The sequence below is a fragment of the Pseudomonas sp. SD17-1 genome (genome assembly GCF_029201585.1).
GTDB lineage: Bacteria > Pseudomonadota > Gammaproteobacteria > Pseudomonadales > Pseudomonadaceae > Aquipseudomonas > Aquipseudomonas palmensis.
Genome location: NZ_CP104044.1, coordinates 3,783,128 through 3,802,020, shown reverse-complemented (window position 1 = coordinate 3,802,020; position 18,893 = coordinate 3,783,128). Strand labels below are relative to the sequence as shown.

Genomic DNA, 18,893 nt, shown 5'->3' with positions numbered 1-18,893 from the left:
AAGGAGGTTTGGGCAAGCCCGCCTCCATGCTTGGTGTCCGGGACATTGGGTTCAGATGGAGAGGGCGGCAGATAAAGTTGGCCAAGAAATGTAGTGCTGATTAAAGTCCGGTACAGCCTCTAGGAGCCAGTTCATCTCTGCTTCAGGTTTGCGTGTTCCGCATTCCCAAATTTCGAAGACGCGCCAGCCCAGTTGTAACAGCTCGTTCCTGTTTTTATTATCTCGTTTCATGTTCTGCTCGAACTTGGAGCGCCAGAATTCTTCGCGAGAACTTGGGGTTGTCGCATACCTGCACCCAGGGTGCCTGTGCCAGAAACAGCCATGGATGAATATGCAGAGCCGGTAACGAGGTAAAACCACATCGGGGCGACCTGGAAGCGTTCGTTGGTGCAATCGATACCTGAAGCCGTGTCTGTGTAGAATTTTTCGGACCTTCATTTCTGGATTTGTATTACTGCCTCGAATGTTGGCCATCATGCGAGATCTGACTTCTTTACTGACTATGTCCATGAATCACCCTTTGGATGCGCCTGTTCTCGCGGAAGGATGGTGCCTATCGAAGCTGCGCTAGCGCTCCCGAGCGCCCTTGGAAATTGTCGTTCCTCCCACTCAATGTGTACAGATCAATAAAGGTTCAGTTGCGTTTAGTGACAAACTATAGTTTGAAACTGTGTTTTCCGTCGGGAAGGTGCTTGTGGCTGGGATGTTGCCCACCTAACAGAGCGTAAGGATCGTAGCTAGCGAGGCTGCAGCTGCGCTACTGCCCTAATCTTGATAAAGTATAGCGGCTAGGTTGCCAGCGCTCTTGCCATTCCTGATTCCTGAAAAATGATGCCCATGACCCAATACCAGAACCTACTTTTTCCCCCGAAGGCGATCGCCGAGCCAGCTGTTCCAGTTGAGGACGCTATCCAGATCGTTGACCTTTTCGCAGGTCCTGGTGGGATGGGTGAGGGTTTTTCATCCTCCGGTGATGGCAAGCACTTCGATATCATCGTTTCTGCCGAAATGGATCCTGTCGCCAGAAGAACGCTCAGACTCCGTGCTTTCTACCGTTTGCTCAAGCGCGAGTACCGAGACGGTCTGCAGGATTATTATCGGTACTGCAATGGAGAGGCACCAACGCCCAGTAGTCCAAAAACAGCAGAATTCTGGAACCGGGCCGAGGAGGAGGCAAGGCAGATAACCTTGGGTTCGATAGAGGGTGATGAGGAGCTGAATGAACTCATCAAAGCCAGATTGATTAAGGATGGGCGCCCGTGGGTCCTGATTGGTGGCCCTCCATGCCAAGCGTACTCGATCGTTGGTAGAGCCAGAAACCAAGCCAAGCAGGGTTACGTCCCTGAGAATGATCATCGTCATTTTCTTTACAAAGATTATCTTCGCATCATCAAGGATTATTGCCCCACTGTATTTGTCATGGAAAACGTTAAAGGGATCTTGTCTTCCAAGGTCGGGGGTAAGGGGATTTTTTCTCAGATCTTGAATGACTTGGTTGATCCTACCAAAGCATTGGATGGGGTAGAAGGTGGGCAGAAATACAAGATTTGCTCTTTGGTCTCCGAGGAATCGTTCAGCTCTTCAGATGGTATAGACGGAGTTAATCCAAAGTCTTTTATCATCGAAGCTGAAAAGTACGGAATTCCACAAGCTCGTCATCGTGTAATTCTTTTGGGAATAGCAATCGATGAGCAGGGTAATGTTCCGGCTCATGAGCTCTTGGATACAGCAGACCCCGTGTCGGTTAGGCAAGCTATTGGTGGGCTGCCAAAACTTAGAAGCAAACTGTCACGGCGGTCGGATTCTCGGGAAGAATGGTATCGAACCGTTGCCGATGAAGTGGATGATTTGCTGCGTTGCGCAGAACTCGAAGATGGAGAACTTATTGAGCCGCTGCGAGCTACTCGAAATGCACTTTTTGACGCGCCAAACAGCTCAGGTAGTGAGCGAGTTCTAAAGCAGCAAGGTGAAGGTAGTACCGGTATCCAATCGCTAGATGCTTGGTATCAGGACCCCAATATCAAATATTGGATGAGTCATGATGCCCGTAGTCATATGCAGTCGGATCTTCGGCGATACGCTTTTGCAAGTACGTTTGCTGAGCATAATAAATATTCGCCCAAAGGCCATCAACAATTCTCACTTCCTGGTCTTGCTCCCGCTCACAAAAATTGGGAAAGTGGTAAGTTTAGTGACCGCTTCAGGGTACAGCTTGCCGAGTTACCGGCAACTACTATCACCAGCCATATCTCAAAAGATGGGCACTACTTTATTCATTACGACCCAGCGCAATGTCGTAGCCTGACTGTTCGCGAAGCCGCGCGACTTCAGACATTTCCGGATAACTACTATTTCGAAGGGAATCGAACCCAGCAGTACCACCAAGTGGGTAATGCAGTACCGCCTTTACTGGCCAACAAGATCGCTAAAATCGTGTATGACTTAGTATGTCGGCGGGTTGCCGAAAGTCGAGATAATGTGGAGAGCCGAGCTGCGCAGGATGCAGCACTCTAGCACCTGATCAAGCGGCCGATTGTACATTTGATAAAGATATGACTGAGTCAGCCGAACGCACTATACATGCGTAAGAGCTTTGTCATTTTGACCCGGTTAATATTGAATTTGCGAAGACTAAAAACTTACTGGGCACGATGGTATCGCTCTTTTCCGGATGGTCAAATTGTTCGAGAAATATACGTCCAATGGCTTGTATATTTTGCTTTGGGTGATCGGTCCAACGGATGGAGCGAGTAGGTGCGCCATTTACTAGCGGCAATTGTGTTCAGTTTTTCCGCCATCCTATCCGCCCAAGCCTGGGATGGACGCGCCGTAGAACCCACGTTCCTCGGAGTAATCGTTACGTCTTCTCTGGCCGTGACGCTGTTTCCCGTGACCCTGACCGAGGACGCGGAAGCCAGCAGCCGAAATAGCAGCAAAAACCAGGATAGAAAAATCGTAGACGCCCGCAATGACGCGGCGGCCTACGTGGCAAGCGACGGCGCCATTCTGGGTGTGGAGCTGCAGCTGCCTTGTCAGCGCTGCGGCCCGCAAGCACGGTAACTACTGAGGACGAGATGCAACTGGCGAAGGCGATCCTGGCCTATCAATCAGCGAACTAAAGTCCTGGCTAAAGCGCCTTTCTCACAACGGATTTGCAATCCGTTACATCCAAACCTCAGCCTTTCCCTATTCCCTGTCGTCTCTTTCCCAATCATACTCCCGCCGCACGCCAGCCATTGCGCCGGCCCTGTCAGCGCTCTAGTCTCCTCCGCGTTGTTGCTCATCAACGACCGGCTTTGACAGGCCGTCCCTGACTCTTGGCGCACGTGCACCCTTTATGGCGGCTGTACGTGGGGCACACTCGTGTGCGCCGAGTTCTAGAGTCCTCGGTCTGTCAACCCGCGTACCGCCACCACCTACTTGATCGACTGCTGGTATGTGTTAACTCCCCGATTGGTCCAATGTTGTCCGTCTGATGTTCCCTCAGTCGATACTTCGCCCGAATGCGCGTACATTGCGTTTTTGCCCGATCGGTCTAACGCAGGAAGCGAGTAGGTGCGCAAACTTTTAGCGGCAATTGTGCTCAGTTTTTCCGCCATCCCATCCGCACAAGCCGGGGATGGCCGCGCCGTAGAACCCACGTTCCTCGGAGTAATCGTTACCTCATCTCTGGCCGTGACGCTGTTTCCCGTGACCCTGACCGAGGACGCGGAAGCCAGCAGCCGAAATAGCAGCAAAAACCAGGATAAAAAAATCGTGGACGCCCGTAATGATGCTGCTGCCTACGTGGCTAGCGACGGCACCATTCTGGGCGTAGAGCTACAAGCCGCCTTCATAGCACTGCAGCCCACGCGCACGATTACCATTGAGGACGAGATGCGGCTGGCGAAGGCGATCTTGGCTTATCAGCCAGCGAACTAGAGCTCTGGCTGAATCGCTGTTCTCTCGCAAATTTACAATCCGTCACATCCGAACCTCAAGTTTTCCAACTTTCCTGTAGTCACTTTCCGAATCGCAGTTTGGCTGCACGCTCGTCATGGCGCCGCGTCCGTCGCTCTACTACGCTCCCTTCGTCGCAGCCAATTAAGCGTCCGTTTTTGCCAAATCGTCTTCGACGTCTAGCGTAGGTGCATCTTTATGGTGGCTGTACGTGGGGCACATCAACGTGCGCCGAGTTTCAATGCTCTCGGTCTGTCAACCCAAGTACAGCTGCCACCTTACTGTCTGAGTAGCCTTCTGATACAAGACTAAACGTGCAGTTTCTCCGAAAATTTCAGACATTCCTTATTCCGTGTAGTCCATTTCCCATTCATACTTCCGCCGCTTTCCAGCCATTGCGGGCGCCTTCATACCGCTCTAGTCTCCCCACGTCGTTGTCAATCCAACGACCGGTTTTGACAGATCGATATCAAGCAATCCGCATGTGCTCGCTTTATGGCGGCTGTACGTGGGGCACACTCGTGTGCGCCGGGTTCCTTGCTTTCTCGGTCTGTCAACCCGCGTATAGCTGCCACCTTCTTGTTTGACAGCAGGGTGTTTGGCGGCTCCATAAAGCAAGGAGATCGTCATGCTAAAAATCGTCCCAGACCCACCCCACCACACCCCCCAGACCCTCGAAGACATCCTCATTCAACTCTCCGAATACCTGCTCTGCGCACAGACCGTGTCGCAGCACGCGGTGCTACTTCATTCCCAAGTCCCCCAGCAGATGCTCAGCCTGGCGGCCGTGCATGAGATAGAGCACGCGCGGGGGTTGGTGGAGGTGGCGTTGAGTCGGGTTCAGGCTGTTCACTGATGAGGTAGTAGGGGGCTTGGGTGCTATGCGACCGCGTTGCGGTCGTTCGCGGGTCAAGCCCGCTCCTACAGGGTTTTGTGGTGTGCATTCGGCTACGGCGGTGTCTGCATTCGCTGGCAAGGCCAGCTCCTACAAGGTTATGCGGCGCCTGTAGAGCCCCCACACCTCCTGAAATTGGCAACGCTGCAGGAGCATTTTGGATGGACAAGGATTCGATTGCACCCGCCACAAACGCGGTCAAAACCATCGGCGTCGGCACCTTCGGCGAAGGCGAAGCAGCCTCCAACGCCGACCGGCTGTTCCGCGTGCAACCCGGTCACAATGCGCAGTTCGCGCTGGAACAAGCCGCCGCGCTGATGAGCTGCGTGTACAAGCTCACCCTGCAAGCCGGCACCCAGCAGGACGCCTCGCTGATCTGGGCCGCGCACTGCCTCAGCGGCATGTCAAAAGCCCTGGTCGAGGACGTGGCTCACGCCATGCTCACCGACTAGCCACCCCGCACAGCAGCGGGCGAAGGGCGCCGATGCTGCCCCTCGGCCGCGGCAAGGTCGTCACCGATCACCCGCACCCGCGCCATCACCACCTGCGGCTGCTGCATCACCGCAAAGTGCCCGCCCTCGATCATGCGCAAGCTGAAACCACCCTCGGTCACGCGCTGCCAACAACCCAGCGATTCAAAGCGCACCTGCTCGTCACCCATACCGCCAAACGCATCCACCGGGATGTCCAGGCCGCGCACATGCGTGTGGCGATACCCCAGAATCAACTCCAGGTCGGCCTGCAGTATCGGCACCGCCAGGTCCATCATCGCCTGGTTCGCTAGCACCTCCCGTGGCGTGCCGGCAAGGTTCGCCAGGTAATCGCGCAAGGCCTGGTCATTGAGTGCTGGCAGGCCAGCGCACACGGGCAGCCAGTCCGGGCTCTGGCGAGAAGACACCAGCAGGTGCACGGGCTTGCGCACCCCCTGCGCCAGCAACACCCGCGCAGTCTCGTAGGCGAGCAGGGCGCCCAGGCTGTGCCCGAACAGCACCAGCGGCTTGTCGGGCAACGCCTGGCACTGCTCGGCAAACGCCGCGGCCACCTCCGTTACCGAGCGGGCGAACGGCTCGCGCAAGCGCCGGCTGCGCCCCGGCAGTTCCACGGCGTACAACTCGCACACCCCAGCCGCCGCCTGCTTCCACGCAAAGAAGCTCTGCGCGCTGCCGCCCGCGCAGTGAAAGCAGACCAGGCTGACCGGCGCTTCGGCGTCTGCCAGCCACTGCACCAGCGGCTCAGCGGGTCTCATCGAACAGGTCCAGCTCGCTCGCCAGGTACAGCTGGCGCATCTTCGCGCGCTGGATCTTGCCGCTGGTGGTCTTGTGCATGCTGGTGGGCTGCACGAACACGATGCGGTTGAGGGTGATGCCGTGCTGGTCCACCACCGCGCTGCGTACCACCGCCTTGAGCTGACGCGGGTTGTCCTGCAGCCAGCGCTTGATCTCGCGGTTCAGTTCGATGGCCGCCACCAGGGTCTGGCGCTGCTGCTCGTTGTCGTGGCTGAACACCGCGCAACTCTGCGGGCGCACCTCGTCCAGGGCTTCGATCACGGTGTACTCGATGTCTTCGGGGTGCAGGTTGCGGCCCTCGCAGATGATCAGGTCCTTGAGCCGGCCACACACGTACAGCTGGCGGTCGTCGGGGCCGACAAAACCCAGGTCGCCGGTGCGCAGGTAATCCAGGGGGCTGCCATCGTCGATCCGCGCTTTGAAACCCGCCTCGGTCGCCGCCGGGTTCTGCCAATAGCCCTGTGCAATGCTCGGCCCGCGTAGCCAGATTTCGCCGATGTGCCCAGGCGTGCAGCGCTGTCGGCTGGCCGGGTCGACGATTGCGATTTCCACCTCCCACGAAGGCTCGCCACACCCCACCAGCTCCTGCGATGCCCCCGCATCCACGGGCACCACCACCGAGCACACCGGCCGCCCCTGCGGCCCGCCGCTCACGAACAGCGTTGCCTCCGCCAGCCCATAGCACGGCACAAACGCGCTGGCCCTGAAGCCATGCCCCGCATACTGCTGCGCAAAGCGCGCAAGGCTTGCCGGGCGTACCACGTCGGCGCCGTTGAGGGCGTGGGTCCAGTGGGACAGGTCCAGGCCCTGCAGGCGTTCGGCGTCGTAACGCTCCACCGCCAGGTTGTAGGCAAAGTTCGGCCCCCCGGCCAACCGCGCCTTGTACCGCGCAATGGCCTGCAACCAGATCAGCGGCTGACGCACGAAGGTCGCCGGCGCCATGATCACCGTGTGGTTGCCCAGCACGATGGGCAGCAGCTGCCCGAGTATCAGGCCCATGTCATGGTGGTGCGGCTGCCAGGTGACGAAGTCGCTGGTGTGGTCCAGCGCCCAGCTGTCGCGCATCATGCGCAGGTTGGCGGTGATGTTGGCGTGGCTCACCCTCACGCCCTTGGGCGCCGAGGTGGAGCCGGAGGTGTACTGCAAGAAGGCGACGCGCTGTGGGTCACGCTCCGCAGGCCGGGCGAACGCCAGCGGTGCGTCGCAATCGTCGGTAGGGCTCAGCATCGCCAGCGCCGCCGCCGGGGTGCCGGCAAATGCCTGCTGCAGCATTGCCTGTTCGCTTGCGGCCACCAGCAGCAGGCGGCTGCCGCTGTCATGCAGAATGCTCAGGCAACGCTCCACCCGGCGCCGGTTCGGCAGGTTGACGGGGACGGCGATGCGGTCGGCGATCAGGCAGGCCAGAAAGCTTGCGATAAAGTCCAGGCCCTGCGGGAAGAACAGCGCCACGCGATCACCCGGCTCACTCACGGCCTGCAACTGGCGGGCGATGGCGCTGGCCCGCCCCAGCAACTGCTGGTAGCTGACCTGCTGCTGTTCTTCCCCCTGGTCGTCGAGCAGGGTGAACAGCACCTTGTGCGGGTGCACCCAGGCGCGCAGCGCCAGGCTATCGTGCACCGCCAGCAGGCCGGTGGCACTGGCCAGTTCCTGTGGGCTCAGGCAGCTCTTGTCAAACATGCGCGGCCTCCCCACGGGCGGCAATCGCCGCGATGGCGAGGGCCAATTCGGCGATGGTCGGGTGCTCGAACACCAGGGTCGGCGACAGGCGCAAGCCAAACTGCTGCTCCAGGCTGCCGATCAGTTTCATGCCCGCCAGCGAGCCCAGCCCGAACGCACCCAGGGGCGTATCCAGGTCGATGTCCTCGGGCGGCAGGTCCATTTCACAGCAGATGAATTCGCTGATGCGCGTTTGCAGCGTCTCGACCAGGGTCATGGCGTTGTCCTTGAAGGGCAGAGGGGAGGGCAGAGCAGGTTGAGCAATTGCTCCGTGGGCATGGGAATGGGCAGCTCGGGCCGGCAGCGCTGGCGCCAGCGATTGAACAGCCATAGCGAGGCATCGCCCGGCTGTTGCCATTGGTTGAGGCCGGCGAGCATGTGGGCCTGCAGTGCGCGGCGTGCGCAGGTGGCTTGGGTCGCGGGGTTGGCAGCGTCGCCAAGGCGGTCGCGCAGCGCGGCCTGGTCGCCGCCGCTGTCGCTGAGGTAGAAGGCCTGCAACGCCTCGGCCTGTTCGTTGCGTAAGCTGTCGAGCACATAGCCGGGCGTGCGGCTGGCGAACTCGGGGTAGCGCCAGTCCGTCAACGGGCGATGCTCGGCCTGTGTCATGCCGGCAAGCTGCTGCTGACGCTCGACGGGCAGGCCGGCCTCGCTGCCCAGCAGAAACACGCTGCCGCACACCACGAAATCCACCCCCATATCGAACATCGCCTGGGCGCTGGCAGGGCTGCCGATCAGGCCGCTGGCGCCGATCTTCGGCCCGCAAGGCTTGCGCCGGGCCAGCGCTGCCAGCAGCAGGGGCAGGTGTGTATCGGCAGCAATCACCAGCGCATAGGCGTCAGCCTCCAGCTCATCGATGCACTCGACCCGCACCTGCCAACGCACCCCAGGGCAGCGCTCACGCAGGGGCTGCCAGTGGGCCGGCACCTCGATGCAGGCCAGTGTCTGGTCCGCCAGCCAATCAATCAGTGCTGAATCTGCGCGGCCATGCAGGCGGATACCGAAACGGCCGCCCACCTGCGGCTCGGCACTCAGGCGCAGCACACGGGCCTTCAACTGTTTTTGGTCCAGGCCGTGACTGTCGATCAGCCCCATGGCCCCGTGGCGCGCCAGTTCGCTCAGCAGCGCGGGGGCGTCAGGCGCAATCACCAGCACAGGGCGCGTAGGGGCATTCGACCGCTCAATGGCAGGCTGCTCACGAATAGCCTTGAGCATCCCACCCAGAATCGCAGGCTGGCCGATCTCGACAAAATCCTCGACGCCCTCGGCCAGCATCCGCTCGATCACCTGCTGCCATTGCACCGGGTGGGTCAGGTGTGTGGACAGTGCCTCCACCAGCCCGTCGCGGGTATGCGGGCGCGCGTGCACGTTGGCGATCACCGGGAATGCCGGTTCGCGAAACGCTCCGCTCATGCGTTGCAGAAAGTCCCGAAACGGTTGCTCCACAGCGGCCATGTGCGCGGTATGAAAGGGCCCGCTCACCTTCAGCGCAATGGCCCGAATCCCCCGCGCTGTGCAGTGCTCCAGCAACTGTTCAAGGGCTGCCAGCGTGCCCCCTACGATGATCTGTGTGGGGCTGTTGATATTGGCGATGGCCAGGCCTGCATCCGGCCGTTCGTCCAGCAGTGCCTGCACCCGCTGTCGATCGTGGCCCAGCACCGCCACCAGCCCGCCGCCCTGCACCTGGGCCATCAACCGCGCCCGCTCGATGACGATGCGCAGGCCCAGGCTGAAGTCCAGCGCGCCGGCAGCGGTCAGCGCCGCGTACTCACCCACGCTGTGCCCGGCCGCAACGCTGGCAACGGCGCCATCCTCACGTGCCGCCAGGTAGCCAAGCCACGACACCACATAGATGGCCGGCTGGGTGAAGGTGGTGAGGTTCAACTGCTGCTCGGGGTCTTCCAGGCACAGACGCTCGATCGAGTAACCCAGCACCGCATCGGCTTCGGCCACCAGCGCCGGAAAACGCGCGAACAACGCCGCGCCCATGCCCTTGCGCTGGCTGCCCTGGCCCTGGAACAACCACGCCTTCATGCGCTCACCTGCTGGCGCACAAGGTCGAAGGCGCGCATCTGCATGCCCTCCAGGCGCAGTGCGCAGCGGCCATCGGCCGTGCACAGGGCCACATCGAAGGTCATGTCCTGGCGCTCGACAATCAGCTGCCGCGCGTCTCGCAACGCCTGGGGATCAAGCGTCAGCGTGCGAATGCGATAGGGCAGGCTGGTGCCCGCCGCCGTGCTCAGGTGGGTCAACAGCGCAGCCCACAGCCGGTAGCCGTCCAGGCCCTGGGGCAGTGTCGCCTGCACACCCTCTGCCGTGACGGGCAGCGCCTGCAATACCGGCGCGGCAGCAACCGCAGCCGCGGTCTCGACCTGCAGCAGCACCTGCCCGTGCACACTCACCTGCCAATGCCGTGGGGCGCGGGTAAAGTGCAGCGTGTCGCTTGCCGCAAGGGCAACCGGCGGGCCAAAACACACATCGTGCCAGTGCAGCACGCTGCTTGGCTGGGCCACATGGTCCACCAGGGCGGCCAGCGCCATGCATGAACCCGGCAGCGCCGCGCCAGGCGCCCAGCAGTCGAGCCACGCCTGTGCCGGCGTGGCCGGCGCAGGTGCTGCGACGGCTGCGCTGTACCACACCCGCTCCAGCCGCCAAGGGTAGGCCGGCAAGGGATACTTGTGTGGTCGCGGCTCGTCGCCATACAGCGTGGCCCAGCCCGGGCTCGGCACTTTGCCGGCCACCCAATGTGCGGCCCAGTGCTCGAGCAGTGCACGGTCGGCCCGGCCACTGCCTGCCTCCGGCGCCGGTTTGGCGGTCAGCCCATCAGCGCTGTGCCACCGGGTATCCGAGGGGCAATCAGACGACCCCAGATACGCCCGCAGCTGTTCGAACAACGCCTCGCGACTATCGACCACCACCGCCAGCCGTCGCACCATCGCATCGCGCCCCTCCTGCAGGCTGCGGGCGATGGCCGCAAGGCTGGCCGACAGGTCGCCCGGCAACGCATTCAAGCTCTCCAGCCGTGCCGCCTCTTCAGGCTGCACCGCCGCTTCGCCCACCAGCCGCTCCACCACCTCTTCAAGGCTTACCGCACCGCGCCATGCATCGATGGGTACGTCCAGTTGCAGAGCGTCCAGCGCCTGCTCCAGGCAACCTACAAAATCCTCGGCGTCCATCTTCAGCTCGGCAAGCCGGGTGGCCACACCGTTGCCTGGCATCAGCCCCAGCAGGTCGCGCAGACGTTCGTCCAGCGCCTGGCGCAGCGCGCCGCCGGCATCGGGCAAGGGCTCGCCAAAGGTCGCCAGCAACTGCCGCGCACGGGCGCGCAGGCCGTCTTCATCCTTGGCCGACAGCAGCACCAGATACGGCTGGCCGTCGGGCACGCCAGGGCTCTCGCTCCCCCTGTCGGCAGCCTTGAGCACCACATGCGCATTCACCCCGCCAAACCCGAACGCACTCACCCCGGCCAGCAGCGGTGCATCCTGTTCGCCCATGGAGTGCGGGGCATCGGGCAGATAGAACGGGCTGCCCGCCAGCTCGATCTGCGGGTTGAGCGCGTCATGGTGCAGGTTGCCCACCACCTGGCGATGCTGCAGGCACAGCAGGCTCTTGATCACCGAGGCAATGCCGGCCGCGGCTTCCAGGTGGCCGATCTGGCTCTTGAGCGCGCCCAGGGCGATGGGCGTGCCGGCCTCGGTCGTGGGCAGGGCGTTTTTCAGCGCGTTGATTTCAATCGGGTCACCCAGCGGCGTGCCGGTGCCGTGGGTCTCGATCATCCGCGCCTGGCTGGGGCAATGGCCGCTCTGCTGCCAGGCCCGGGTGATCACCTCGGTCTGCGCCTTGGGGTTGGGCGCGGTAAAGCTGTGGGCACGGCCGCCGTGGTTCTGCGCGCTGGCGCACACCTGGCCGTAGATGAAGTCGCCATTGGCCTGGGCTGCCGCCAGCGGCGCAAGCACCAGCGCGGCCACCCCTTCGCCGCGCACATAGCCGTCGGCACTGGCGGCGAAGGTCTGGCAATGTCCGGCATGGCTGAGCATGCCGGCCTTGCCGAAGGCGATGAACAGCTCCGGCCCCAGCAGCAGGTTGACCCCGCCCACGATCGCCAGCTCGCATTCACCGTCCTGCAGTGCCTGCCGGGCACGGTGCAGTGCCACCAGCGAGCTGGAGCAGGCGGTGTCGATGGCCTCGCTGGGGCCGTGCAGGTCCAGGCAGTACGACACCCGGTTGGCGATGGCCGTCAGCGCAATGCCGGTGCCGCGCCAGGCATCACAGGGCACGCCGTCGCGGCGCATCAGCGTGGGGTAGTCGGCATGGCCCACGCCCACGAACACCCCCACCCGCCGTTTGGCCAACTGGCCTGGCGCGTAGCCGGCATCTTCCAGCGCCGCCCAGGCCGCCTGCAAGAACAGCCGTTGCTGCGGGTCCATGCCTTGCGCTTCGCGGGGCAGAATGCCGAAGAAGCGCCCGTCGAAGCGGTCGACCCAGGGCATGAAGCCGCCGCGCTGGCAGTAGGTGGTCTCTTCCCCGGGGTTCAGCGTGCTGTCGTGGTCGCGCCAGTTCCAGCGCTCGGCCGGCACCTGGCCGACCGCATCGCGGCCTTCGCGCAACAGCTGCCAGAACGCGCGCAGGTCTGGCGCCCCCGGCAGGCGAGCGCTCATGCCGACCACGGCGACCGGCGTCACGACGGGCATGAGACCGGCTCCCGCTCTTGGACGTGGTGTGCGGCGCTGCTGGCATCATAGGTGTGGGCGATGCTCAGCAACGGGCTCTGGCGATTGCCGGCCTGGGCCCGCTCGCGACCCTGGCGCAGCTCCTTGGCCAGGTAGTGCAGGTAGGTGGGGCCGTGCATCTCGTAGTTGTTGCGTGGGGTGGCCAGGAACTCGCGCTCGATCACCTTGCGCTCGGCGGCAATGTGCGCGCGCTCGGCCTCGGCACCGGGGCGCTGGTACGCACCGGCAAAGTAGTCGGCGGCCACCTCGGCCTGGCGCTCCATCATGTCCAGAAAGCCCCAGGTCACGGCCTGGAACACGCCGATGAAGGCAAGGTTCGGCACCTCGGGCAAAAAGATCCGCTGGTACAGCGGAATGCGGTTTTCCTCGATCTGCAACAGGCTCTGGGGCAAGAACGGGAAGTCGGTGTGATAGCCCGTGGCGTAGATCACCGCGTCCACTTCCAGGCTGCTGCCATCCACGAAGTGCACGGTGTTGCCTTCGATGCGCTGCACCTGCGGCACCACCTTGAGCTTGCCGTCGCCCACGCGGTTGGCGAAGTTCTCCGACAGCGTCGGCAGGCTCGACATCATCAGGTGGTCGGGCTTGGGCATGCCCAGTTGCTTGCGCTTGGCGATCAGCAGCTTGTACAGGCCGGTGAACATCAGCCCGGTCAGCGGGTAGGGCAGAAGCTTCTTCACCCACCAGTCGTTGAGTGGGCCCATCACCTTGTCCACGCGAATGCCGAACAGGTAGTGCGGCAGCACGTACACCCCACGGCGCAGCGACAGGTAGGTCATGCGTGCATCGTGGCTCACGTCCACGGCAATCTGCGCGCCGCTGTTGCCCACGCCCACCACCATCACGGTCTTGTCCTGGTAGGGGTGGCGATAGCGATAGTGCTTGGAGTGGATGCTGTCGATCCGGGCAGTGGCTGCGTAGTCCGGCAGGTTGGGCGTGTTGTGGTGCCCGTTGGCGACCACCAGCGCGTCGTAGTGGCGTACTTCGCCCGAGCCCAGGGTCACCCGCCAGGTGCCGTCGGCCAGGCGCTCGGTGTGCTGCACCGGGCACTCCAGGTGAATGCTGTCGCGCAGCGCGAAGTGCTCGACGAAGCTGTCCAGGTACGCATGCACCTGGCGGTGCGAGGGGAAGTCCGGGTAATGCGACGGCATGGGGAAGTCGCTGAACTGGTACAGGCCCTTGGGCGTGTTCATGTTCATGCTGTGCCACACCGAGGTGTGCTCGCCCGTGTGGTCGAAGGCCCAGATACCGCCGATGCGGTCGCGCTTGTCGAAGCAGTCGAAGGCGATGTGCTTGCGCTTGAGCGCGCGGGCCATCGACAGGCCGCCGACCCCGGCGCCGACGATGCACACCCTGGGGCCTGGCCCGGTCAGCGGGCGAATGGCGGCCACACCCGGTACGGCGTGGCTTGGCGAGTTGACGCGAGTGTGCTCAGTCACAGGTTGGGTCCTTTTTTTTTAGGGTGGGTGAGGCTCGACAGAAACTGCGCAGTGCGCGTATCGCCCAGGTGCCGGTTGTGTTCGGCGCAGTCCTGCAGCACGCCGTCCACGCCCCGGGCCAGGGCCCGGCGCAGGTTGGCGACCATCAGGTCGATGCTGTCGCGGTCGATGTTCAGCGGCGGCAGGTAGCGCAGGCAGTGGTTGTGGATCGGGCACACGGCTGCCGCCACCCCGCCTTCGGGGTCGCGCAGCAGGCTGCCCCACAGCAGGTAGCCGAAGCTGCGCTCGACAAACGCCGGGGTGCCGGCCAGCTCCAGCTCCACCGTCAGCAGCAGGCCCTCGGCGCGCACTGCGCGAATCAGCGGGAACGCCCGTTGCAGCTCCAGCAGGCGCTGGTGGAAGTACTCCCCCTGCGTTCGCGCATGGGCCAGCGCACCCTCGCGCTCCAGTGCCTGCAGGCAGTTCAGCGCCAGGTGCGCGCTCAGCTGGCTGATGCCGCGCCCCTGCAGGTCGGCCACGCGCTGCGGTTGTCGCTGGGCGCCAGCCTGGGTCACGGCCTCGCTGCACAGCACCACGCCCATCGGCAGCAGGCTGTCGCACAGTGCGCTGCCCAGTGCCACGATATCCGGCTGCGGCACCTGTGCCTGGCTGTGCAGAAAGCGCCCGGTCATCAGGTTGGTCTGGGTTTCGTCGATGCCCACCAGGTAGCCGCCAGCGTCGCGATGGCGCTCGATCATCGCGATCAGGTGGGGCGGCACCGGGCGCGAGGCATTGGCATCGACCTGGATCGTCTCGAACCACACCAGGGCGATTTCGCCGCTCAGCAGGTGGCCCTGCAACCGCGCCTCGGCGTCTTCGGCCAGCGGGTCGATGAACACGGTATGCGCATGCAGTGGCTCGAACGGCGCGCGGAAGATATCGAAGCCCAGCGTGTGCGAGGCCGCGGCGCTGAGCATCGAGAACCCCAGCCCGCCGCTCAAGCACAGCAGTTTGTGACGTTCGCCCCTGGCCGCCAGCAGGCCGAGGGTCAGCGCGGCCTCCACGGCGGTGACGTTGCTGGAGGCCGGCAGCGCCATCGGCAGGCCGGTGTTGTGCTGCAGCAGGCCTTGCAGCTCGCCCCAGTAGTCGCGCCGGGTGTCGTGCTGGCGCGCGACCTGCTCGATCACATCCAGCGGGTTGAGGCCGCGCGGGCAGGTGCCCACGTTGACGAAGCAGTCGATGATTTCCCGCGAGGGTTCGCCATCGTTCATCAGCCGTGAGCGCACCCCGCGAGCCTCGTGGAAGCGCCCATCGAAGCCGTGCATGCGGGCGATCTTCGCGTACCCGCGGTTGCCGTAGCACAGGTGCGCCTGGTAGGTCGCTTCGCTGCTGCTGGCGATGCGGCGCAGTTCGCGTTGTTCATCCACGCTCAGCCCGGCGGCGAACTGCGCCATCAGGTGTTCGAAGGCCAGCTTGAACGGCAGGCCGAAGTTGCTCATCACATGGCGCACATAGCTTTCGTTGGGCGTCATCAGCCACGGGTTCTTCACCCGTTCATGTACCAGGCAGGCGCCCAGCGGCGCCTGGAACCCGCTCAGGCCCTCGCCCAGCACGATCAGGTCGGGGCTTTCGCACAACGCCAGCAACGGCCAGTGCCCGGCCTGCCGGGCAGGCTCCACCACCAGGCTGAGAATGCCGCTGCCGGCCAGCTCGCGCAGCCAGGCATCGCAGGCCTCGGCGTTGGCGTCGGCGGCCTGGATGCAGGCCACCGCCGCCAGTTGCTCGGGCCCATGCTGGCGCTGGTAGGCCAGCGCCTGGGCAAGGCTCGCCACCACCCGGATGCCAGGTACCAGCGCACTGGCATCGGCGCGCTGCAGCGGGTTGAAGTAGCGCGCCCAGTAGCCGCTGTCGTCGATCAGCAGCAGTTCGCCCTGGCCGTCGGGGGTGCGGTTGCGTGCATGGTGGCGGGCCAGGCGCAGGGCCGCATCCAGGGCTTCCTCCAGCGAAGTCATGAAGTAGCTGCGGTAATCGGCAGGCTCGCGCTTGCCGCGCTTGGCCAGGTGATTGAGCAGCAGGGCGGTCTGCGCGGCGGGCGCCGACAGGATCGCGCAGTGGCCCTGTTCGCCCTGGCGCACGTAGTCTTCCAGCGTTTGCAGGGTGTGCGCGGTGGCCGGCTGAAACACCGGGGGCACGGGGCGCCGGGCCGGGCCTTCGGGGGTTGGCAGGTTGTGCAGGAACTCCAGCAGCAACTGGTTGTAGCGTTGGTGATGGGTAAAGCCCAGCAGGTGCCCGGCGCCCTGCACCTCGATCAGTTCGGCATGCGGCACGGCGTTGGCGATCAGCGCCGAGTAGGCCGGCGGCTGATAGGCATCGTCGCTGGCGCAGATGATCCTGCACGGGCAGTGCAGGTTGCCCAACTGCGGGCGCAGGTCGAAGTCGCCGATCACCTGCTGGTAGGCCGGCAGCGCTGCCATGTTCCAGCCGCGGTTGAGGGTCATGAAGCGCGGGCTTTTCTGCAGCTCGCCCATCAGTACCGGGAAGTTCGACGCGCCTTCGCTGAACGGCGAACTGACGCTGATGCACAGCCCTGCGCAGCGGTGCGGGTGGGCCAGGGCAAAGGCCTGGGCCAGCACGCCGCCGAACGAATAGCCGATCACCGGCAGCGGCTGGTCGATACCCAGCTGATCCAGCAGCACCACGATATCGGCCACCAGGTGCGCAATGTCGAACGCAGGCGGCAGCTCGGCCTCGCCGCAGCCGGGCAGGTGCAGCATGATCAACCGGTGCCCGCGCCCCAGCGCCTGCAGTTGCAGGCGCCACATCACGTCGTACTGCATCACCAGCCCGCCCAGCATCAGCACCGGCGTGCCGCTGCCATAGGTCGCGCATTCCAGGCGCGGCGCGCCGGGTCGGTGGATCTGCACCCGCGTGGCCTGCTGGCACAGGCTGAACTGTTCGTCGAGCAGGGCCTGGCTGGGCTCGTACTCGTTGCTCACTCGCGTGCCCTGGACCACCGCCGGGGCAGCGGGGGCGAGGTGCTCATAGCGTTGCCACAGCGCCTCGATGCTCAAGGGGCCTTGCGTAGCGGGTGTGGCCACTGCGCCGGCAGCCACGGGCGCAACCACCTGCGCCATCGGTGGCGCCGCAGCCACAACCGGTGCGGGGGCGGGCAAGGGCGCACTGTCGCCGTAATGCTCCAGCAACTGCCCGTGATGGTTGGCCAGCAGGTAGCCGCAGAAACTCTGCAGGTTCTGGAACTCGAAGAACACCGTCGGTGGCACGCTGATGCCGAAGCGCTGGGTGAACAGCGTGCCGATTTCGGTGGAGGCGATGGAGTCCAGGCCATAGTCCATCAATGCACGCGTGGGCGAAAAGTCCGCCGGGTCTATCTTCAGCACGCCCAGCAGCAGATCGCGCAGGTCCTCCAGCAGGCGCTGCTCCAGCGGCGGCGCGGCGCCGGCATCCAGGCTGTCGAGCAGCAGCAGCGCCTGGCGCGCACTCAGCGCGCCGGCGTCCGGGTCGCCCGTCAGGGGCAGGTGGGTCGGTTGGTTCATGGTCGGTTCCCCGGCGTGTCGTCGATGGTCAGGCGCTACGCGCCAAGGGTGGCGAGGGCTGCAGCCGCGCGGTCAGAAAGTTCACGGCCCGGATGAACTTCCACAGGTCCACTTCGTGGGCGTGGCGCTGGGTCTGCATGAAGCGCTGCTGGCCCAGGTCGAGCAGCTGCGGCTGACGCTTGATCTGCTGCACGGTGTGCCAGGCCGGGCTGCGCAGGGCACGGGCCTGCAGGTAGGCGGCCACGAAGCGCCCGGTCATGTTGGCCAGGTTGCCGATGCCCGACGGCGTGTTGAGGTAGCCGACGAACACCAGGTCGTCGTGCTCGGCCGGCAGCATCCGCAAAAACAGCGAGTCGAAATCGCGCTGCCAGTCGAAGGTCTGCAGCGGCAGAAACGGCAGGTCGATGCCGTACCCGGTGGCCCATACGATCAGGTCGATGGTGGCCACGCTGGCGTCGCAAAAGTGCACCTGCTGGCCGTCGAAATGGCTGATATCGGGCTTGGCCTGCACATCGCCATGGCCGATGTAGTAGAGAATCTGCGAGTTGAGAATGGGGTGGCATTCGCGAATGCCGTGGTCCGGTGCGGGCAGGCCATAGTCGCGCCCGTCGTAGCCGGCGAACTTGAAGCTGCGCTCCACGTGCGCCCAGTATTCGTCCTCGTCGGCAAATTTCGGCGCCTGGTCCATCAGCCATTCCTGGGTCGGCTGGCCATCGATGAACTTTGGCATGTAGTGGTAGCCGCGCCGGGTCGAGTGCAGCGCCAGGCTGGCGGTTTGCGCGGCATCCACGGCAATGTCGCAACCGGAGTTGCCGCCACCCACCACCAGCACGCGCTTGCCGCGAAACTGTGCCGAGCTGCGGTACGCGCTGGCATGCAGGGCCTGCCCGCTGAAGGTGCCGGGGTACTGCGGCACCTTGGGCGTGCCGAGCAGGCCGTTGCATACCACCACCGCCTCGTAGCGGGCCTGGCGCCCGTCGTCGAAGCTCAGCAGCCAGCCGTCGGCGGTCTTGTCCATGTGGGTGACGCGGGTGTTGAAGCGGGTGTGCTGCTGCAGCTGGCAATGCTCGGCCAGTTGCGTCAGGTAGTCGAACACCTGGGTGTGCCGCGGGTAGTCCGGGTAGTGCTCGGGCATCGGGAAGTCGGCGAACTGGGTGTTGCGCTTGGAGCTGATCAGGTGCACCGCTTCATACATTTTCGAGGCCGGGCCGTCGGGCTGCCAGTTGCCGCCGAAACGCGCGGTGGCCTCGATGATCTCGAAGGCCAGGCCCACTTCGCCGAGGGCCTTTGCCACGCCCAGGCCACTGGCCCCGGCGCCGATGATGGCGATAGTCGGCTGCTGCATTGCATCACTCCCT

At 63.8% G+C, this 18,893-nt stretch carries 14 protein-coding genes; 5 read left to right on the top strand and 9 right to left on the bottom strand.

What is annotated here, in order from left to right:
* Window positions 1–51: 51 nt before the first annotated feature.
* Entirely contained in the window at window positions 52–510 is a 459-nt protein-coding gene (locus N0B28_RS17165; RefSeq protein WP_275727739.1) for a very short patch repair endonuclease, read from the bottom strand.
* Window positions 511–837: 327 nt separating this feature from the next.
* Between N0B28_RS17165 and N0B28_RS17160 the strand changes: the two genes are divergently transcribed.
* The 5 genes from N0B28_RS17160 to N0B28_RS17140 all read left to right on the top strand — a co-directional run bounded on the left by N0B28_RS17160 (window position 838) and on the right by N0B28_RS17140 (window position 5,286).
* Window positions 838–2,514 carry a DNA cytosine methyltransferase gene (locus tag N0B28_RS17160; protein ID WP_275727737.1) on the top strand — a complete coding sequence of 559 codons (1,677 nt, stop codon included), beginning with the start codon at window positions 838–840 and terminating at the stop codon, window positions 2,512–2,514.
* A gap of 240 nt (window positions 2,515–2,754) precedes the next feature.
* On the top strand, window positions 2,755–3,060 hold the full coding sequence (locus N0B28_RS17155; protein ID WP_275727734.1) for a DUF2388 domain-containing protein: 306 nt from the start codon (window positions 2,755–2,757) through the stop codon (window positions 3,058–3,060).
* A gap of 495 nt (window positions 3,061–3,555) precedes the next feature.
* Window positions 3,556–3,921: a DUF2388 domain-containing protein gene (locus tag N0B28_RS17150; RefSeq protein WP_104572679.1), complete on the top strand. Its 366-nt coding sequence runs from the start codon at window positions 3,556–3,558 to the stop codon at window positions 3,919–3,921.
* A 646-nt stretch (window positions 3,922–4,567) separates the two neighbouring features.
* Window positions 4,568–4,795 carry a hypothetical protein gene (locus tag N0B28_RS17145; RefSeq protein WP_275727729.1) on the top strand — a complete coding sequence of 76 codons (228 nt, stop codon included), beginning with the start codon at window positions 4,568–4,570 and terminating at the stop codon, window positions 4,793–4,795.
* 200 nt (window positions 4,796–4,995) lie between these two features.
* Window positions 4,996–5,286, top strand: coding sequence for a DUF3077 domain-containing protein (locus N0B28_RS17140; protein ID WP_052504224.1), 291 nt, complete (start codon window positions 4,996–4,998; stop codon window positions 5,284–5,286).
* Here the strand turns inward: N0B28_RS17140 and N0B28_RS17135 are convergent.
* Genes N0B28_RS17135 through N0B28_RS17100 form a run of 8 tightly spaced genes read right to left on the bottom strand, consistent with a single transcriptional unit; the run spans window position 5,283 to window position 18,880 of the window.
* Window positions 5,283–6,080, bottom strand: coding sequence for an alpha/beta fold hydrolase (locus N0B28_RS17135; RefSeq protein ID WP_275727726.1), 798 nt, complete (start codon window positions 6,078–6,080; stop codon window positions 5,283–5,285). The genes N0B28_RS17140 and N0B28_RS17135 overlap by 4 nt on opposite strands.
* Window positions 6,067–7,797: a fatty acyl-AMP ligase gene (locus tag N0B28_RS17130; protein WP_275727724.1), complete on the bottom strand. Its 1,731-nt coding sequence runs from the start codon at window positions 7,795–7,797 to the stop codon at window positions 6,067–6,069. The genes N0B28_RS17135 and N0B28_RS17130 overlap by 14 nt, the downstream gene beginning before the upstream one ends.
* A complete protein-coding gene (locus tag N0B28_RS17125; RefSeq protein WP_043860793.1) occupies window positions 7,790–8,053 on the bottom strand; it encodes an acyl carrier protein in 264 nt (87 codons plus the stop codon). The genes N0B28_RS17130 and N0B28_RS17125 overlap by 8 nt, the downstream gene beginning before the upstream one ends.
* A complete protein-coding gene (locus N0B28_RS17120; protein WP_275727719.1) occupies window positions 8,050–9,867 on the bottom strand; it encodes an acyltransferase domain-containing protein in 1,818 nt (605 codons plus the stop codon). Before N0B28_RS17120 ends, N0B28_RS17125 begins: the two co-directional genes overlap by 4 nt.
* Window positions 9,864–12,524, bottom strand: coding sequence for a beta-ketoacyl synthase N-terminal-like domain-containing protein (locus N0B28_RS17115; protein ID WP_275727717.1), 2,661 nt, complete (start codon window positions 12,522–12,524; stop codon window positions 9,864–9,866). Before N0B28_RS17115 ends, N0B28_RS17120 begins: the two co-directional genes overlap by 4 nt.
* Window positions 12,512–14,002 (bottom strand): NAD(P)-binding domain-containing protein, encoded by a 1,491-nt coding sequence (locus tag N0B28_RS17110; RefSeq protein WP_275727714.1) that lies wholly within the window; start codon window positions 14,000–14,002, stop codon window positions 12,512–12,514. Before N0B28_RS17110 ends, N0B28_RS17115 begins: the two co-directional genes overlap by 13 nt.
* The gene (locus N0B28_RS17105) at window positions 13,999–17,535 is read right to left on the bottom strand and encodes an alpha/beta fold hydrolase (protein WP_275727712.1); all 3,537 of its coding nucleotides are present in this window, start codon (window positions 17,533–17,535) and stop codon (window positions 13,999–14,001) included. Before N0B28_RS17105 ends, N0B28_RS17110 begins: the two co-directional genes overlap by 4 nt.
* 28 nt (window positions 17,536–17,563) lie before the next feature.
* On the bottom strand, window positions 17,564–18,880 hold the full coding sequence (locus N0B28_RS17100; RefSeq protein WP_054915169.1) for an NAD(P)-binding domain-containing protein: 1,317 nt from the start codon (window positions 18,878–18,880) through the stop codon (window positions 17,564–17,566).
* Window positions 18,881–18,893: the final 13 nt, after the last annotated feature.

What these genes read in the sequence shown, in the direction of transcription:
- N0B28_RS17135 (WP_275727726.1), bottom strand. Translation starts at nt 6,080, where the DNA reads ATGAGACCCGCTGAGCCGCTGGTGCAGTGGCTGGCAGACGCCGAAGCG.
- N0B28_RS17115 (WP_275727717.1), bottom strand. Translation starts at nt 12,524, where the DNA reads ATGCCCGTCGTGACGCCGGTCGCCGTGGTCGGCATGAGCGCTCGCCTG.
- N0B28_RS17165 (WP_275727739.1), bottom strand. Translation starts at nt 510, where the DNA reads ATGGACATAGTCAGTAAAGAAGTCAGATCTCGCATGATGGCCAACATT.
- N0B28_RS17100 (WP_054915169.1), bottom strand. Translation starts at nt 18,880, where the DNA reads ATGCAGCAGCCGACTATCGCCATCATCGGCGCCGGGGCCAGTGGCCTG.
- N0B28_RS17105 (WP_275727712.1), bottom strand. Translation starts at nt 17,535, where the DNA reads ATGAACCAACCGACCCACCTGCCCCTGACGGGCGACCCGGACGCCGGC.
- N0B28_RS17125 (WP_043860793.1), bottom strand. Translation starts at nt 8,053, where the DNA reads ATGACCCTGGTCGAGACGCTGCAAACGCGCATCAGCGAATTCATCTGC.
- N0B28_RS17120 (WP_275727719.1), bottom strand. Translation starts at nt 9,867, where the DNA reads ATGAAGGCGTGGTTGTTCCAGGGCCAGGGCAGCCAGCGCAAGGGCATG.
- N0B28_RS17140 (WP_052504224.1), top strand. Translation starts at nt 4,996, where the DNA reads ATGGACAAGGATTCGATTGCACCCGCCACAAACGCGGTCAAAACCATC.
- N0B28_RS17145 (WP_275727729.1), top strand. Translation starts at nt 4,568, where the DNA reads ATGCTAAAAATCGTCCCAGACCCACCCCACCACACCCCCCAGACCCTC.
- N0B28_RS17160 (WP_275727737.1), top strand. Translation starts at nt 838, where the DNA reads ATGACCCAATACCAGAACCTACTTTTTCCCCCGAAGGCGATCGCCGAG.
- N0B28_RS17130 (WP_275727724.1), bottom strand. Translation starts at nt 7,797, where the DNA reads ATGTTTGACAAGAGCTGCCTGAGCCCACAGGAACTGGCCAGTGCCACC.